Below are 17,087 nucleotides of genomic sequence, written 5' to 3'. Positions count from 1 at the left end.
CAGGAAGAAAGCGCTTCCCGCGCACACGCACGACGTACCAAGACGTACTGAGATCGGAGAACAGTCATGGCCCAAGCCGCAGCCGTGGCGAAACCGCCCGCGCCACCCCGGCGGCGCCGTGCCTCCGCCACCCCGCGCAGGCTCCCCTACCTGCTGATCGCACCGGCCGCCCTGCTCATGCTGGGCTTCATCGCCTACCCGGTCATCAGCGTCTTCTACTACAGCCTGCAGAACTACAACCCCACCAAGCCCTGGCGGAACGGATACGCGGGCTTCGACAACTTCGTCCATGCCTTCACCGAGGACCCGGTCTTCTGGGACACCCTGGTCTTCAGCGCCAAGTGGGTCTTCGTCGAGGTCGGCCTCCAGCTGCTGTTCGGTCTCGCGCTGGCCCTCATCGTCAACCAGACCTTCGTGGGCCGGGGCCTGGGACGCGCGATGGTCTTCTCCCCGTGGGCCGTCTCCGGCGTCCTCACCTCCGCGATCTGGGTGCTGCTCTACAACTCCCAGACGGGCATCACCCGTTATCTCGCGGACATGGGCATCGGCTCCTACGGGACCAGCTGGCTGTCGGACACCTCCACCGTCTTCCCGGCGGCGATCGTCGCCGACCTGTGGCGCGGGGTGCCCTTCTTCGCGATCCTCATCCTCGCCGACCTCCAGTCCGTCTCGAAGGACCTCTACGAGGCCGCCGAGGTCGACGGGGCCAGCCGGATCAAGCAGTTCTGGCACATCACGCTGCCCCATCTGAAGGACGCCATCATCCTGTCCACGCTGCTGCGCGCGGTCTGGGAGTTCAACAACGTCGACCTGCTCTACACCCTGACCGGCGGCGGCCCCGCGGGTGAGACGACCACGCTGCCGCTGTACATCGCCAACACATCCGTCGACGCCCACAACTTCGGCTACGCGTCGGCCCTGACCACGGTGGCGTTCGTGATCCTGCTCTTCTGCTCGATGGTCTATCTGCGGCTGAGCAAGTTCGGAGGCGAGAGCAAGTGAGCGTCAAGGAAGCCACCAAGGCGGCGCCCGCACCGGCGCCCGCGGCCCCCGAACCGCCGCGTCCCGCCAAGGGCAAGCGCGCCTGGGACGAGGCGCCCCGCTGGCAGATCTACCTGCCCCTGGGGATCTACCTGGTCTTCACCCTCATCCCCTTCTACTGGATCCTGCTGTTCGCCCTGCGCCCGGCCGGCTCGACCTCGCTGGTGCCCTGGCCGATCACCTTCGACCACTTCGAGAAGGTGTGGACGGAGCGCAGCTTCGGCACCTACTTCGCCAACAGCGTGCTCGTCGGCGTCGCCACCCTGATCATGACGACCCTGGTCGCCCTGGCCGGCGGCTACGCCCTCGCCCGGTTCGACTTCAAGATCAAGCGGGCGTTCATGCTGGCCCTGCTGTGCTCCCAGTTCGTGCCGGGCGCGCTGCTGCTGGTCCCGCTGTTCGAGATCTTCGCCGAACTCCAGATGATCAACAGCCTCGGCAGTGTCATCCTCGCCGAGACGGTCTTCCAGCTACCGCTGTCGATGATCCTGATCAGCAACTTCATCAAGAACGTGCCGTACTCCCTGGAGGAGGCGGCCTGGGTGGACGGCTGCAACCGCATGACGGCCTTCCGGATCGTCGTGCTGCCGCTGCTGCGGCCGGGCCTGATCGCCGTCGGCTCCTTCGCCTTCGTGCACTCCTGGAACCACTTCCTGTTCGCCCTGATGTTCCTCAACAACCAGGACAAGCAGACCATCCCGGTCGGCCTGAACACCCTGATGAGCGCGGACAGCGTCGACCTGGGCGCCCTCGCCGCGGGCGGCATCATCGCGGCCGTGCCGGTCGTGCTCGTGTTCGCCTTCATCCAGAAGTGGCTGATCACCGGGTTCAGCGCGGGGGCGGTGAAGGGATGAGACTGCGCCAACTCGCCGTCGCGGCAGGGCTGGTGGGCGTGCTCTGCGTCCCCGCCCACGCGGAGGACCGTGACATCAGCCGCGGCACCCTGCCCGCGAACGACGGCTGGGCCTCCGCGGGCGAGGGCACCACCGGAGGCGCGGCCGCCGACGCCGGCCACGTCCACACCGTCACGGACCGCGCGGAACTCGTCCGCGCCCTCGACGGCGGCAGCGACACCCCGAAGATCATCAAGATCGCCGGGACCATCGACGCCAACACCGACGACGACGGCGACCGGCTCGACTGCTCCGACTACGCCACCGGCGGCTACAGCCTGAAGAAGTACCTCGCCGCCTACGACCCTCGCACCTGGGGCGCCGCCAAGCCCAGCGGCCCGCAGGAGGAGGCCCGCCAGGCCTCCGCCGCCCGGCAGGCCGAGCGGGTCGTGCTGCCCGTCGGGTCCAACACCACGATCGTCGGGCTCGGCGACTCGGCCGTCCTGAAGGGCGCGAGCCTCCAGGTACGGAACGCGGACAACGTGATCATCCGCAACCTCGACATCCGCGACGCCTACGACTGCTTCCCCGTCTGGCAGCCCAACACCGGCGGCCTCGGCGACTGGAAGACGGCGTACGACGCGATCTGGCTGGCAGGCGCCACCCATGTGTGGGTCGACCACGTGACGTTGAGCGACAAGGGCCACCCGGACGCCGAGGAGCCCACCCACTTCGCCCGCAACTACCTGCGCCACGACGGACTGCTGGACATCACCAACGGCTCGGACCTGGTGACCGTCTCCTGGAGCCGGTTCGCGGACCACGACAAGGCGATGCTCATCGGCAACGGCGACACCGCCACCGGCGACCGCGGGAAGCTCCGGGTCACGCTCCACCACAACGAGTTCGAGTCGGTCGTCCAGCGCGCCCCACGCGTCCGCTTCGGCCAGGTGCACCTCTACAACAACCGCTACGAGATCACCGGCGACGACTACCGCTACTCCCTCGGCGTCTCCACCGAGTCGAGGATCCACGCCGAGAACAACGCCTTCCACGCCCCCGGCCATGTGGAGGTCGCCGACCTGGTCAAGAGCTGGAACGGCAGCGCACTGCACCAGAGCGGCACGCTCTTCAACGGCTATCCGGTTGACCTGCTCATGATCTACAACGCCTACAACTCGGGCAGCGAGCGCGACCTGACGGGCGACGTCGGCTGGACGCCCAGCCTGCACGGGCGGATCGACAGCGCCGCCGCGGCCGACCGGGCCGTGGCCCGCGGCGCGGGTGCGGGGAGGATCCCGTGACCGGACGCATGATCGACTCCATGAACACACCTCTGCCTGTCGTCCTCGCCGGTGCCCGGGGCCACGGCCGCTGGCACGTCGAGAACATCCGCCGCCTCCAGGAGAAGGGCCTCGTACGGCTGGCCGGCGTCTGCGAACTGACGCCGCTGACCGAGGAGGAGCTCGACGGCCTGGGCACGCCCGAGCAGTCCGCCGACTTCGGCGCCCTGCTGGATTCCACCGGCGCCCGGATCGCCGTGATCTGCACACCCATCCCCACCCACACCGACCTCGCGCTCACGGCGGCCGAGCGGGGCGTGCACCTCCTGCTGGAGAAGCCGCCCGCCCCCTCGTACGCGGAGTTCCGCCGCATGGCCGACGGGGTCGCCGCGGCCGGTGTCGTCTGCCAGATCGGCTTCCAGTCACTGGGCTCGCACGCCGTGCCCGCCATCCGCGAGCTGATCGCCGAGGGCGCGATCGGGAAGCTGGCCGGGCTCGGCGGGGCCGGTGCCTGGGTGCGGAACGAGGACTACTTCCGGCGGGCGCCCTGGGCGGGCAAGCGGCGGCTGAACGGCGTCGACGTGATCGACGGGGCGCTGACCAACCCGCTCGCCCACGCCGTCGCCACCGCCCTCGCCCTGGGTGGCAGCACCCGCGCCGAGGATGTCACCGGCATCGAGACCGAACTGCTGCGTGCCAACGCCATCGAGTCCGACGACACCTCGTGCGTCCGGGTCAGCACCGCGCAGGGCCACCCGGTCACCGTCGCCGCGACCCTGTGCGCCGAGCAGGCGGACGAGCCGTACGTCCTGGTGCACGGCAGCACCGGCCGGATCACCTTCTGGTACAAGCAGGACCGCGTGCTGCTCCAGCGCGCGGGGCACGGCCCCGAGGAGTTCGAGCACGGCCGCACCGACCTGCTGGAGAACCTCGTCGCGCACCTCACCACCGGCGCGGACCTGCTGGTCCCGCCGGAGGAGACCGGCGCCTTCATGAAGGTCGTGGAGGCCATCCGCACCGCGCCCGACCCGGCGCCGCTGCCGGACACCGCCTGGCACCGGATCCCCGGCGAGAACCGCCGGGTGGTGCCCGGCATCGACGGGCTCGTCGCGGCCGCCGCCGACACCCTCTCCCTCTACTCCGAGCTGGGCGCCCCCTGGGCCTCGGAGCACCTGTCGAAAGAGGTGAGCACCAGATGACCAGCAGCAACGACACCGCGGTGCTGCGTGTCGCGGGACGGCCGGTCGGCCGGTACGTCACCCGGCCCGAGCTGCCGGCCCGGCTCTCCCCGCGCCCCTATCTGCACCCCGTCACCACCCTGGCCGGCACGGCGGTCACCGAGCTGACCCCCGCCGACCACGCACACCACCTCGGCGTCGGTGTCGCCGTTCCCGACGTCGAGGGGTTCAACTTCTGGGGCGGGCGCACCTACGTCCGCGACCAGGGCCCGACCGAGCTGGACAACCACGGCTCCCAGCGGCACGTCGCGTTCCAGCTCCGCGACCCGGACGGCTTCGTGGAGGAGCTGCGCTGGGTGGCGGCGGGCGGTGAGCTGCTGCGGGAGCGCCGTACGGTCGCGGCGACCGAACTCACCGACCAGGCCTGGGCGCTGGACCTCACCTTCTCCCTCACCAACGTCACCAAGGACCCGCTGTCGATCGGCAGCCCCGCGACCAACGGGCGACCGGGCGCGGCCTACGGCGGATTCTTCTGGCGGGCCCGCAAGGAGTCCGCCGCGCCGGAGGTCTTCTCGGCCGGGGCCGAGGGCGAGGAGCGGGTCCACGGCCGCCCCGCCGACTGGCTCGCCCTCAGGGGCGGCACCTGGACGCTGGTCTTCGCCGGCGCCACCGAACAGACCCGCCGCGACCCGTGGTTCGTGCGCACCGAGGAGTACCCGGGCGTCGGCTCCTCACTGGCGTACGGCGAGCGGCTGCCGATCCCGCCGGGCGAGACCGTCGTCCGCCGCGTGGTCACCGTCGTCGCCGACGGCCGCCTCGACCGGGACGCCGCGGCGGCCCTCGTCCGCAAGGCGGTGAGCCCGTGACCACCGAGACCTACCGCAACCCGGTCCTCGACGCCGACTGGTCCGACCCGGACGTCGTCCGCGTCGGCGAGGACTTCTACCTGACCGCCTCCAGCTTCGGCCGCGCCCCCGGACTGCCCTTACTCCACTCCCACGACCTGGTGAACTGGACGCTGGTCGGCCACGCGCTCGACCGTCTGGAACCGGCGGAGGAATTCAAGAAACCCCGCCACGACTGCGGCGTCTGGGCCCCGTCCCTCAGGTACCACGACGAACGCTTCTGGATCTTCTGGGGCGACCCCGACCAGGGCATCTTCCAGGTCAACGCCCCCGAGATCAGGGGCCCCTGGACCCGCCCGCACCTGGTGAAGGCCGGCAAGGGCCTGATCGACCCGTGTCCCCTGTGGGACGAGGACACCGGCGAGGCCTATCTGGTCCACGCCTGGGCCAAGTCCCGCTCGGGCATCAAGAACCGCCTCACCGGACACCGCATGCGCCCCGACGGCACCGAACTCCTCGACGAGGGCAAGGTGATCGTCGACGCCGACCGCATACCCGGCTGGTTCACCCTGGAAGGTCCCAAGCTCTACCGGCACGACGGCTGGTTCTGGATCTTCGCCCCCGCCGGGGGAGTGGAGACCGGCTGGCAGGGCGCCTTCCGCTCGCGCGGTTTCTTCGGGCCGTACGAGGAGCGGATCGTCCTGGAACAGAAGGACACCGAGGTCAACGGCCCCCACCAGGGCGGCTGGGTGCGCACCGCGTCCGGCGAGGACTGGTTCCTGCACTTCCAGCAGCGCGGCGCCTACGGCCGGGTCGTGCACCTCCAGCCGATGCGCTGGGGGGCGGACGGCTGGCCGGTGCTCGGCGACGACGGCGCCCCCGTCGCCGTGTACGGGAAGCCCGGCCTGCCGCCGCAGCCGCCCGCCGCGCCGGCCACCGACGACGACTTCCCCGGCGGACGGTACGGCCGACAGTGGCAGTGGACCGCCAACCCGGGCGACGGCTGGGCCACCCAGCACTCCGGGGACGGGCTCCGGCTGACCTGCGTCCGCTCGGCCGACGCGCACGACCTGCGCAAGCTGCCGAACGTGCTCACCCAGCGGCTGCCCGGCAAACCCTGCACGGTCGAGGTGGAACTGCGGCTCGACAGCGACGAACCCGGGGCCCGGGCCGGTCTCGCGGTCCTCGGGGACGCGTTCGGCTGGATCGGGCTCCAGCGGGGCGCGGACGGGACCGCGCACCTCGTGCACCGGTTCGCCGAGGCGGTCGCGGACGGCGAACGCGACGCCGCCCACCCGCGGCTCGCGCCCGGGGGCCGAGCCCGGCTGCGGATCGAGATCGGCGCGGGCGCCCGCTGCCGCTTCTCGGCCGACGTCGGCGACGGCTTCCGGCCGTCGGGCCCGGTCTTCACCGCCACCCCGTGGCGCTGGGTCGGCGCCCTGCTCGGCCTCGTCGCCCTCGCGCCCGCCGGCCAGGGACACGCCGGCGCGGCCACCTTCACCCAGTTCCGGATCAGCGCCTCGTAACACACCCGAAGTCGTACGCCTGTTGGGAGCCGCAATGACGCACTTCCGTAGCAAGCGCTTGTCGAGACCGGGACACGGCAAGGTCGTGGCCGCCGTGCTCGGCCTCGTCGCCGCGCTGAGCCTCGGGACCCTCGGGGACGCACAGGCGGCCCCGCAGTCCCGGGGCGTGCCCGCCGCGGACCGCTGGACCGACCGGCCGCACGGCTTCGCCTCCCTCGCCGGCGGCACCACCGGCGGCGCGGGCGGCAAGGTCGTCACCGTCACCGACCAGGCCGCGCTCGCCAAGTACGCGGCGGCCGAGGAGCCGTACGTCATCCGCGTCAAGGGCTCCCTGGACATGGACCCCTTCGGCACGGAGATACCCGTCGCCTCGGACAAGACCATCATCGGCGTGAGCGACACCGCCGAGATCGTGCACGGCGGCTTCACCCTCGACCCCGGCACGCACAACGTGATCATCCGCAACCTCGCCATCCGCGACACGGCCATCGAGGGCAACTGGGACTGCAAGGACACCGACTACGACGGCATCCGCCTCGACACCGCCCACCACGTGTGGATCGACCACATCCGCTTCTCGCGGATCTGCGACGGCCAGCTCGACATCCGCAAGGACAGCGAGTACGTCACCGTCTCCCACAACCAGTTCACGAACAACAACAAGACCTTCGGCATCGGCTGGACCCCGAACGTCAGGACCCAGATCACCGTCGACCACAACTGGTTCCGCGGCACCAAGCAGCGCAACCCGTCCGCCGACAACGTCGCCTACGCCCACCTCTACAACAACTACCTGTCCTCGCAGCTCTCCGACGGCGACCCCGTGTGGACGTACGGCAACTGGTCGCGCGGCCGGACGAAGATGGTCATCGAGAACAGCTTCTACGACGGCGTCCAGCACCCCTACCAGGCCGACGCCACCGCCGAGCTGGTGCAGCGCGGGTCGATCCTGCGGAACACCACCGGCCGGCACGAGGCGTGGGGCACGGCGTTCGACCCGCGCGCGTTCTACGACTACCGGCTCGACCCGGCCGCGGCCGTGCCCGCGCTGGTGAAGCGGTTCTCCGGACCGCAGAAGCGGATCGGCGGGCCTGTCACGCTGCACGTCCCGGGCGACTACCCGACCGTGCAGGCCGCCGTGGACGCGGTGCCCGACGGCAACGACACCGCGCTGACGATCGCCGTCGCGCCCGGCACGTACCGCGAGAAGGTGTTCATCCCCGCGAGCAAGCCGAATCTCGTGCTGCGGGGGACCGGACGGGACCGCTCCGACACCGTCATCGTCTTCGACACGCCCGCCGAGTACGGGGGTTCGAAGGGGAGCGCCACCGTCCGGATCGCCGCGAACGACGTCACCGCACGCAATCTCACCTTCAGCAACGACTTCGACGAGGCCGCGCACGAGCTGAAGGGCGAGCAGGCGCTGGCGATGAAGACGACGGGCGACCGGATCGTCTTCGAGGACACCGCCTTCCTGGGCAACCAGGACACCCTGATGACCGACAGCCCCAAGCTGACCATCCTCAGCCGGGTCTACGTCCGCGACTCCTACATCGAGGGCGACGTGGACTTCATCTACGGCCGGGCCACGACGGTGATCGAACGGTCGGTGATCCGGGCGCTGAGCCGGGGCTCGGACACGAACAACGGCTACATCACGGCGGCTTCGACCTGGAAGGGAAACCCGTACGGGTTCCTGATCACCCGGTCGAAGATCGTCAGTGACGCCCCCGCCGGGAGCTTCCACCTGGGCCGGCCCTGGCACCCGGGCGGCGAGCCCGACGCGATCGGCCAGGTGCTGATCCGCGACACCGAACTGCCCGCCGCGATCAAGTCCTCGCCGTGGACCGACATGGGCGGGTTCTCGTGGAAGGACGCGCGGTTCGCCGAATACCGCAACTTCGGCCCGGGCGCGACGGTCACCGCCGACCGTCCGCAGCTGAGTGACCAGGAGGCGCGGCCGCACACCGTGGCCGCCTACCTCAGGGGCACGGACGACTGGGCACCCCACGCCCGCCACTGACCCCCCACACCTTCAAGTTCCGCTGGATCCAGAAGAAGAGAGCCGACCAATGAAGATCAGCAATCGCAGAAGCAGGCGCGCCGCCACGGCCGTCGCCCTGGGGGCCGTACTCGCGCTGACCGTCACCGCCTGCGGCGACGACGGCAGCGGGGCGGGCGGCGACAAGGGCGCCGACGGCAGCGGCAAGGGCAAGATCGTCTTCTGGGACAACAACGGCGGTGTCCGTACCGAGGCCTGGAAGGAGATCATCGCCGACTTCGAGAAGGCGAACCCCGACATCAAGGTCGAGTACGTGGGGATCGCCTCCACCGAGTACCAGTCCAAGGTCGACACCGCCCTCCAGGGCGGCGGCCTGCCGGACGTCGGCGGTGTCGGCGCGGCGATGCTCGCCGGGTTCGCCGCACAGGGCGCGCTGGAACCGCTGGACGAGCGGCTCGCCAAGTCCTCGCTCAACGGCAAGCTCAACAAGGACATGGTCGAGTCGCTGAAGGCGGCCGGCGGTGGCGACGACAAGCTGTACTCGATCCCGACCTCCGCGAACAACGGTGTGCTGTACTACCGCACCGACCTGTTCAAGAAGGCGGGGCTCCAGGAGCCGACGACGTGGGACCGGTTCTTCGAGGCCGCGAACAAGCTCACGAGCAAGGGCAAGAACGAGTTCGGCTACACCATCCGCGGTGGCGCGGGCTCCATCGCCCAGGCGCTCGACGCGATGTACGGGCAGTCCGGGATCACCTCGTTCTGGGACTCCAGCGGTGAGAAGACCACGGTCAACGATCCCAAGAACGTGGCGGCGCTGGAGAAGTACGCGGCGCTGTACAAGAAGGTCACCCCCGCGGCCGACCTCAACAACGACTTCACCAAGATGGTCGCGCAGTGGGACTCCGGCACGATCGGGATGCTGAACCACAACCTCGGGTCGTACCAGGACCACGTGAAGGCGCTCGGGGTCGACAAGTTCCGGGGCATTCCGCAGCCGACCGGGCCCGGCGGTAAGCGGGTTCAGGTCTCCAACCCTGTGGACGGGCTGGGGCTGTTCAAGAGCGGCAAGAACAAGGACGCGGCCTGGAAGTTCATCGAGTTCGCCACGTCCAAGGCGGAGAACTCGAAGTTCAACGAGTCGGCGGGGCAGGTGCCGTCGAACACGGACGCGGCGAAGGACGCGTGGATTTCGAAGGCCGAGCCCACGAAGCTGGCCGCTGACGCGTTGTCGGACGGGTCGACGACGATTGTGCAGCTTCCGTACTACTTGCCGGACTGGAACACGATCTCCAAGGCCGACAATGAGCCGAACTTCCAGAAGGTGCTGCTCGGGAAGATGAGTGCGAAGGAATTCCTGGACACGTTGGCTGAGCAGCTGAATGCGGCTCAGGAGGAGTGGGACCAGCAGAAGGGTTGATTCTTGCTGGGTTTCGCCGTGGGACGGCCCGTGGTTCGCAGGGTGCGGGCCGTCCTGTGGCTTGTCGCGCAGTTCCCCGCGCCCCTGGGCGCATGTCCCCGCCGTCTTGTCGAAAGGAACTCCGCGTGTCTCTCAGTCGAAGACAAGTAGCTGTGGCGGGAATCGCCGCCGTGCCTCTCGCTCTGTCCGTCACAGGTACCGCGCAAGCCGGCGGTCACCGTCATCGCACCCTCTACATCGCCGGTGATTCCACCGCAGCCCAGAAGTATGCGAACGCCGCGCCCGAGACCGGGTGGGGTATGGCGCTTCCGTTCTTTCTCGGCAAGAACAGGCCGGTCGCCAATCACGCTGTGAACGGGCGGAGTTCGAAGAGCTTCGTCGACGAAGGACGGCTGGAGGTCATTCTCTCCGCGATCCAGCCCGGCGATTTCCTCCTCATCCAGTTCGGTCACAACGACCAGAAGGCGGAGGACCCCACTCGCTACACCGAGCCCTGGACGACGTATCAGGAGCATCTGCGGATGTACGTCGAGGGGGCCCGGGCCCGTGGGGCGCGGCCCGTGTTCGCCACATCCGTGGAGCGGCGGAGGTTCGACGCCGGCGGGAAGGCCGTGACGACGCACGGCGAGTACCCGGCGGCCATGCGGGCGCTCGCCGCCGAGGAGCGGGTCGCGTTGCTCGACATCCAGGCGCTGTCGCTCGCCCTGTGGCAGGAGCTCGGGGTCGAGGAGACGAAGAAGTACTTCAACTGGACCGCCACCGAGCAGGACAACACGCACTTCAATCCGCCGGGCGCCATCGCCGTGGCCCGGCTGGCGGCGAGGGAGCTGCTCCGGACCCGGGTGCTCGGGCCGCGCGATGTGCGCCGGCTGGACGAGCGGATTCCCGAGTCGTGGATCACCTGGCCGGAAGCCGCCGCGTAACACCCCCTGACGCAGTAGGAAGAGAGCCGCACCATGAACGTTCGCAAGTGTCATGATCATGCCAGAGTGAAGGTCGCTGCGGTGGTCGGGTGTGCCGCGCTCGTGATGTCCCTGAGCGGTACCGCCGCGCAGGCCGGGCCCCGGGACGTGGCCCGCCAGACGCTCGGGGCCAACGACGGGTGGGGTGCGTACGGCACCGGTACCTCGGGCGGTGCCGCGGCCGATGCCGCGCACGTCCACACCGTCACCACCTGGGAGCAGTTCAAGGCCGCCCTGAAGGAGGGCGGATCCGCACCGAAGATCATCAAGGTCAAGGGGATGATCGACGCCGTCTCCCAGGGCTGTGAGGCGTTCGAGGCCGAGGGGTACGACTTCCAGAAGTACCTCGCCGCCTACGACCCCGCCGTCTGGGGGCACGACAAGCCGGTCAGCGGTGAACAGGAGGACCTGCGGGCCGCCTCAGCCGCCCAGCAGGACAAGACCATCAAGGCGATCGTCCCCGCCAACACCACCATCATCGGCGTGGGCAAGAACTCCGGGATCCTCGGCGGCAGCCTCCAGATCAAGGGCGTCGACAACGTCATCGTCCGGAACCTGACCATCGAGGCCCCGGTCGACTGCTTCCCGCAGTGGGACCCGACCGACGACAACAAGACCGGTGCCTGGAACAGCGAGTACGACGGGGTGGTGGTCTACGGCTCCACCCATGTGTGGGTCGACCACAACACCCTGACCGACGGGCGCTACCCCGACAGCTCCCTGCCGTCCTACTTCGGCAAGACCTACCAGCAGCACGACGGGCTGCTCGACGTCGTCCGCGGCTCCGACCACGTGACCGTGTCCTGGAACTCGTTCAAGGACCACGACAAGACCATGCTGATCGGCAACAGCGACAGCGCCACCGCCGACGACACGGGCAAGCTGAAGGTCACGCTGCACCACAACCGCTTCGAGGGCATCGTCGAGCGGGCGCCGCGCGTGCGGTTCGGGCAGGTCGACTCGTACAACAACCACTTCGTGGTCACCAAGGGCCAGAAGTGGGGCTACGTCTACGGCATCGGCAAGGAGTCCCGGCTCGTCGCCGAGCACAACGCGTTCACGCTGGCGCAGGGCATCAGCCCGGCGAAGATCCTCAAGAAGTGGAACGAGGCGCCGGTCACCGCGAACGCGAACGTCGTCAACGGCAAGGCCGTCGACCTGATCGCCGTGCACAACGCCGAGATACCCGGCGAGACGCTCCAGTCGGGCGCCGGCTGGACGCCGACGCTGCGGGCCGGCGTCGACCCGGCGAAGGCGGTCCCGGGCATCGTCGGTGCCCGCGCGGGCGCCGGCCGCGTGTGCTGACCTGACCGGCCCGTGAACCGGCCGGGGCGGCCCGCATCGCACTCCCACCCCGGAGTGCGCCCGCCCCGGCCCCATCCCAGCTCACCACAGCCACCCCGCACCAGCCGCACCGCGAAGGAGCAGCCGTATGCTCTCGCAGCCCCATGTCTCCCTCTCCCGCCGCAAGTTCCTCCTCACGAGCGCCGCAGCGGGTGCCGTCGCCGGCCTCGCCGCCGTCCCCGCGCGGGCCGCCGGCGCCCGGCCGCGCCCGTTCGGCCGGTACGGCTCACCGGCCGCCCGCCTGACGCCCGGGACCCTGTACGTCCACCCGGGCGGCGCCGGTGACTTCACCACCGTCCGGGACGCCGTCGCCGCGGCGAACGGCAGCGGACACACCCTCGTCATCGCCCCGGGCACCTACCGGCAGACCGTCGCCGTCGACGCCGCCCGTACGGAGATGACCTGGATCGGGGCGAGCGAGAACGCCCGTGACGTCGTCATCGTGTACGACAACGCGGCGGGGACGCCCAAGCCCGGCGGCGGGACCTACGGCACCACCGGCTCCGCCACCACGACCGTGCAGGCCGACGGCTTCACCGCCCGCTGGATCACCTTCGCCAACGACTGGCTGCGCGCCGACCACCCCGGGATCACCGGCACCCAGGCCGTCGCCGTCAAGGTCCAGGGCGACCGGTCCGCCTTCCACCACTGCCGGTTCCTCGGCCACCAGGACACCCTGTACGCCGACTCGATGGCGCTGGGCACCTTCGCCCGCCAGTACTTCGCCCACTGCTACGCCGAGGGCGACGTCGACTTCGTCTTCGGGCGGGCGACCGCCGTCTTCGATCACTGCCGCTTCCGGACCCTGAACCGGACCGACCTGTCGGCCGCCCCTTACGGCTTCGTCTTCGCCCCGTCGACGGCCGGTGCCAACCCCCTCGGATACCTGGTGACCAGGAGCCGCGTCGACAGCGAGGCTCCCGACGGCCACTACAAGCTGGCCCGCCCCTGGGTTCCCAGCTCCGACACCACCGCCCGCCCCATGCTCACCGTCCGGGACACCTGGCTCGGCCCGGGCATCGACGCGGTCGCGCCCTACACCAACATGTCGAACGCCCACCCGTGGCAGTCGATGCGGTTCGCCGAGTACCGCAACACGGGACCGGGCGCCGCCGTCTCCGTTCCGGAGAACCGGCCCCAGCTCACCTCCGAGCAGGCCCGGTCGGCGACCCGCGCCGGATATCTCGGCGACTGGGAGCCGTGGAAGGAGGCGTGCTGAGTGCACCGGCGCACCCTTCTCACCGGACTCGCCGGTGGCCTGGTCGCCACCGGCGCCGCACCCGCCTTCGCCGGGGCCGGCCGTCACCGCGTCCTCCATGTCCGGCCCGGCGACTCGGTGCAGGCCGCCGTGGACGCCGTGGACGGTCAGGGCTGGACCGTCGTCGTGCACCCGGGGACGTACCGCGAGGTCGTCAGTGTCCCGGCGGAGAAGGCCGGACTGACCCTCAGGGGTGCCACCCGGGACCCGCGTGACGTCGTCATCGTCTACGACAATGCCAACGGCACACCCAGGCCGGACGGCTCGGGCACGTACGGCACGGCGGGCTCGGCGACCTTCACCTCGGCGGCCCCCGGGCTGACCGTCCGCGACCTGACCCTGGCCAACGACTGGCTGCGCGCCGACCACCCCGACATCACCGGCACACAGGCGGTCGCGGCGTACACGTACGGCGACCGCACCCGCTTCGAGGACGTCCGGCTCCTGGCCCACCAGGACACCCTCTTCGTGGAGACCGGCGCCCTGGACACCTTCGACCGGCAGTACTTCCGGCACTGCTACATCGAGGGCGACGTCGACTTCGTCTTCGGGCGGGCGACCGCCGTGTTCGAGCAGTGCCACTTCCGTACGCTGGCCCGGGACGTCGACTTCACACCCAAGGGCATGGTCTTCGCGCCCTCCACGGCCCGGGCGAACCCGTACGGCATCCTCGCCGTCCGCTGCCGGATCACCTCCGGCGCCGAGGACGGGGCGTACAAGCTGGCCCGGCCCTGGGTGCCGTCGTACGAGACCACGGCCTGGCCGTCGCTGGTGGTGCGGGAGACCCGGATCGGTCCGGGCATCGACGCTGTGGCCCCGTACACCAACATGCGCGAGGCCTATCCCTGGCAGTCGATGCGGTTCGCCGAGTACCACAACACCGGGCCGGGCGCCGCCGTCTCCGTGCCGGAGAACCGGCCCCAGCTCGGCCGCGCGCAGGTCGCGCTGCACACCAGGGAGACGTACCTCCGCGACTGGCGGCCCTATGCGTAGGGCCGCCGTGCTCCTCCTCGGTCTCTGTCTGCTCTGGCCGGCCTCGCCTGCCTCCGCCGCCGAACGCGCCCCCGTCGGCTGGGCCTCGGCCGGCTCCGGCACCAGCGGCGGGGCGGGCGGCCGGACCTGGACCGTGGACACCCGCGCCGAACTCGAGACCGCCCTCGCGAACGACGGCGATCCCACCGCGCCCAAGGTGATCCGGGTCGTCGGCGACGTCAACGGCCACGAGAGCGACGACGGTTCCCTGCTCGGCGAGCAGGACTACGCGCCCGGATACGACCTCGGCAAGTACATGTCCTGCTTCGGCGAGGACGGCGCGGTCTGGTCCGACACCCGCTTCGAGTACTGCAAGCAGCAGCGGCAGTTGCGCCAGACCGGGTCGAACAAGGAGAAGGCGCAGATCCAGCTCACCGTGCCGAGCAACACGACCCTCGTCGGCGTGGGCCGCGACGCCCGGCTGCTCGGGGTGTTCCTGACGGTCAACACCGGCAGCAACATCGTCGTGCGCAACCTGCATCTGGAGGCGCCCGTCGACCACTTCACGAGCTGGTCCCCGGGCGACGGCACCCACGGCAGCTGGAACGCCCGCTTCGACGCGCTCACCGTGATCACGGGCAAGAACATCTGGATCGACCACTGCACCTTCACCGACGGCCGTTTCCCCGACCGCGAGGCACCCCTGGGCTTCCATGGCGAGCGCGTGCAGCGGCACGACGGACTGCTGGACATCGAGGACGGCTCCGACTTCGTCACCGTCTCCGACAGCCGGTTCGTCGATCACGACAAGGCGATCCTGATCGGGTCGGGCGACGGACGCGGCGACCGGGACCGGGGGCACCTCAAGGTGACCTTCGTCCGCAACCTGTTCAGCGGCATCGTGCAGCGCGCCCCGCGCGTCCGCTTCGGGCAGGTGCACGTCGTCAACAACGTCCACCGGGGGCAGGCGCCTCTCTACGCCCTGGGCGTCGGTGTGGAGTCCGCGATCTTCTCCGAGCGCAACGTCTTCCGGTACCCCGGGGGACGGCCGACGCTCGCCGTCGCGGACTACGGGGGCGAACGGTTCCGCGACACCGGCTCCTGGTTCAACGGCCGGCCCGCCCGGCTCAACGCCGTGGCGAGCGGTCTCGGCCTCGGGACCGACGTCGGCTGGGATCCGGCCGACGTGTACGACTACCGCGCCCTGACGTCCCCGTCGGCGATCGAGCGATACGTGCTGCGGCACGCCGGAACAGGGAGGTCGTATGGGCACCCATGAGACGCTCGGCCGGCGGACGTTCGTGGTCGGGGCGAGCACGGCCCTGCTGGCCGGGGGAGCGGTGAGCGGGGCGGAGGCGGCGGTCGTGGACGGCCCGCTGCCCGACTTCCACCCGGCGCTGAAGGACGCCCTCACCTTCCCGCTCGCCTGGGGACGATCCCCGATCCGCGACTTCCGTACCTGGCGGCGTGCCGCCCGGGCCACGGTCGAGGAGCACCTGCTCGTCGAACGGCAGGACGGGACGCCGTACACACCGGAGATCGGCGGTCGTGCCCAAGGGGAGGGCTACACAAGGGAGTTGGTCACCGTCTCCCTCACCCGCCACGAACGCGTGCGCGGCGCCCTGCTCACCCCGCGCGGCCGCGGGCCCTTCCCCGCCGTGCTGCTCCTGCACGACCACGGGGCCAGGTTCGACATCGGGAAGGAGAAACTGATCCGGCCCTGGTACGACGACACGCGTCTCGCCTCCGCCCGGGCCTGGGCGGACAAGTACTTCAGCGGGCGGTTCGTCGGCGACGAACTGGCGCGGCGCGGCTATGTGGTGCTGTGCCTGGACGCGCCCGGCTGGGGCGACCGCGGGCCGCTCGCCTACGAGCAGCAGCAGGCCCTCGCCGCCAACTTCTACAACCTCGGCTCCTCGCTCGCCGGGCTCATGGCCCGCGAGGACCAGCGGGCCGCCGCCTTCCTGGCGGGACTCGACCGGGTGGACGCCCGGCGGGTCGCGGCCGTCGGCTTCTCGATGGGCGCCTACCGCGCCTGGCAGACCGCCGCCCTCAGCGACCACGTCGCGGCCGCCGCGAGTGTGTGCTGGATGACCGGCCTGAAGGAGATGATGGTGCCCGGCAACAACACGCTGCGCGGGCAGTCGGCTTACTACATGCTCCACCCGGGTCTCGCCCGGCACCTGGACATCCCCGACGTGGCGAGCATCGCCGCGCCCCGGCCGATGCTGTTCTTCAACGGCGGGCTCGACACGCTGTTCCCGGCCGAGGGCGTACGGGGCGCGTACGACAAGCTGCGTGCCGTCTGGCGGTCGCGCCACGCCGAGGACCGGATACGGACGAAGACGTGGCCGGAGCTCGGCCACGTCTTCACCCAGGAGATGCAGGACGAGGTCTTCAACTGGCTCGACGACGTCCTGTGA

Annotated in this window: 14 protein-coding genes; all 14 read left to right on the top strand. The window is 70.4% G+C overall.

Translation table 11 applies throughout. The features are described from left to right. Positions 1 to 66: 66 nt before the first annotated feature. The 14 genes from CP976_RS10735 (at position 67) to CP976_RS10670 (ending at position 17,087) form a co-directional block, all read left to right on the top strand. Positions 67 to 1,002, top strand: coding sequence for a carbohydrate ABC transporter permease (locus CP976_RS10735; RefSeq protein WP_150480138.1), 936 nt, complete (start codon positions 67 to 69; stop codon positions 1,000 to 1,002). Then, the gene (locus CP976_RS10730) at positions 999 to 1,895 is read left to right on the top strand and encodes a carbohydrate ABC transporter permease (RefSeq protein WP_150480137.1); all 897 of its coding nucleotides are present in this window, start codon (positions 999 to 1,001) and stop codon (positions 1,893 to 1,895) included. Before CP976_RS10735 ends, CP976_RS10730 begins: the two co-directional genes overlap by 4 nt. Then, complete coding sequence (locus CP976_RS10725) at positions 1,892 to 3,178, top strand: pectate lyase family protein (RefSeq protein ID WP_150480136.1); 1,287 nt, start codon at positions 1,892 to 1,894, stop codon at positions 3,176 to 3,178. Before CP976_RS10730 ends, CP976_RS10725 begins: the two co-directional genes overlap by 4 nt. 8 nt (positions 3,179 to 3,186) lie before the next feature. Next, a complete protein-coding gene (locus CP976_RS10720; protein ID WP_398658223.1) occupies positions 3,187 to 4,356 on the top strand; it encodes a Gfo/Idh/MocA family protein in 1,170 nt (389 codons plus the stop codon). Further along, the gene (locus CP976_RS10715) at positions 4,353 to 5,201 is read left to right on the top strand and encodes a DUF6807 domain-containing protein (protein ID WP_150480134.1); all 849 of its coding nucleotides are present in this window, start codon (positions 4,353 to 4,355) and stop codon (positions 5,199 to 5,201) included. Before CP976_RS10720 ends, CP976_RS10715 begins: the two co-directional genes overlap by 4 nt. Next, a complete protein-coding gene (locus tag CP976_RS10710; RefSeq protein ID WP_150480133.1) occupies positions 5,198 to 6,706 on the top strand; it encodes a glycoside hydrolase family 43 protein in 1,509 nt (502 codons plus the stop codon). Before CP976_RS10715 ends, CP976_RS10710 begins: the two co-directional genes overlap by 4 nt. A gap of 34 nt (positions 6,707 to 6,740) precedes the next feature. Next, entirely contained in the window at positions 6,741 to 8,729 is a 1,989-nt protein-coding gene (locus tag CP976_RS10705; RefSeq protein WP_150480132.1) for a pectinesterase family protein, read from the top strand. 49 nt (positions 8,730 to 8,778) lie between these two features. Further along, a complete protein-coding gene (locus CP976_RS10700) occupies positions 8,779 to 10,128 on the top strand; it encodes an ABC transporter substrate-binding protein (protein WP_150480131.1) in 1,350 nt (449 codons plus the stop codon). Positions 10,129 to 10,253: 125 nt separating this feature from the next. Beyond that, positions 10,254 to 11,051 carry a rhamnogalacturonan acetylesterase gene (locus CP976_RS10695; protein ID WP_150480130.1) on the top strand — a complete coding sequence of 266 codons (798 nt, stop codon included), beginning with the start codon at positions 10,254 to 10,256 and terminating at the stop codon, positions 11,049 to 11,051. 33 nt (positions 11,052 to 11,084) lie between these two features. Beyond that, complete coding sequence (locus CP976_RS10690; protein WP_150480129.1) at positions 11,085 to 12,395, top strand: pectate lyase family protein; 1,311 nt, start codon at positions 11,085 to 11,087, stop codon at positions 12,393 to 12,395. Between the two features lie 127 nt (positions 12,396 to 12,522). Next, positions 12,523 to 13,653 carry a pectinesterase family protein gene (locus CP976_RS10685; protein ID WP_150480128.1) on the top strand — a complete coding sequence of 377 codons (1,131 nt, stop codon included), beginning with the start codon at positions 12,523 to 12,525 and terminating at the stop codon, positions 13,651 to 13,653. Then, positions 13,654 to 14,685 carry a pectinesterase family protein gene (locus tag CP976_RS10680; protein ID WP_150480127.1) on the top strand — a complete coding sequence of 344 codons (1,032 nt, stop codon included), beginning with the start codon at positions 13,654 to 13,656 and terminating at the stop codon, positions 14,683 to 14,685. Then, positions 14,678 to 15,943 (top strand): pectate lyase family protein, encoded by a 1,266-nt coding sequence (locus tag CP976_RS10675; RefSeq protein ID WP_150480126.1) that lies wholly within the window; start codon positions 14,678 to 14,680, stop codon positions 15,941 to 15,943. The genes CP976_RS10680 and CP976_RS10675 overlap by 8 nt, the downstream gene beginning before the upstream one ends. Continuing rightward, entirely contained in the window at positions 15,930 to 17,087 is a 1,158-nt protein-coding gene (locus tag CP976_RS10670; protein WP_150480125.1) for a dienelactone hydrolase family protein, read from the top strand. Before CP976_RS10675 ends, CP976_RS10670 begins: the two co-directional genes overlap by 14 nt.

It is taken from the genome of Streptomyces coeruleorubidus (assembly GCF_008705135.1).
In the GTDB taxonomy this organism is placed as follows: domain Bacteria; phylum Actinomycetota; class Actinomycetes; order Streptomycetales; family Streptomycetaceae; genus Streptomyces; species Streptomyces coeruleofuscus.
Note: the sequence above shows the minus strand (reverse complement) of the source record. Positions and strands in the feature narration are given on the sequence as shown.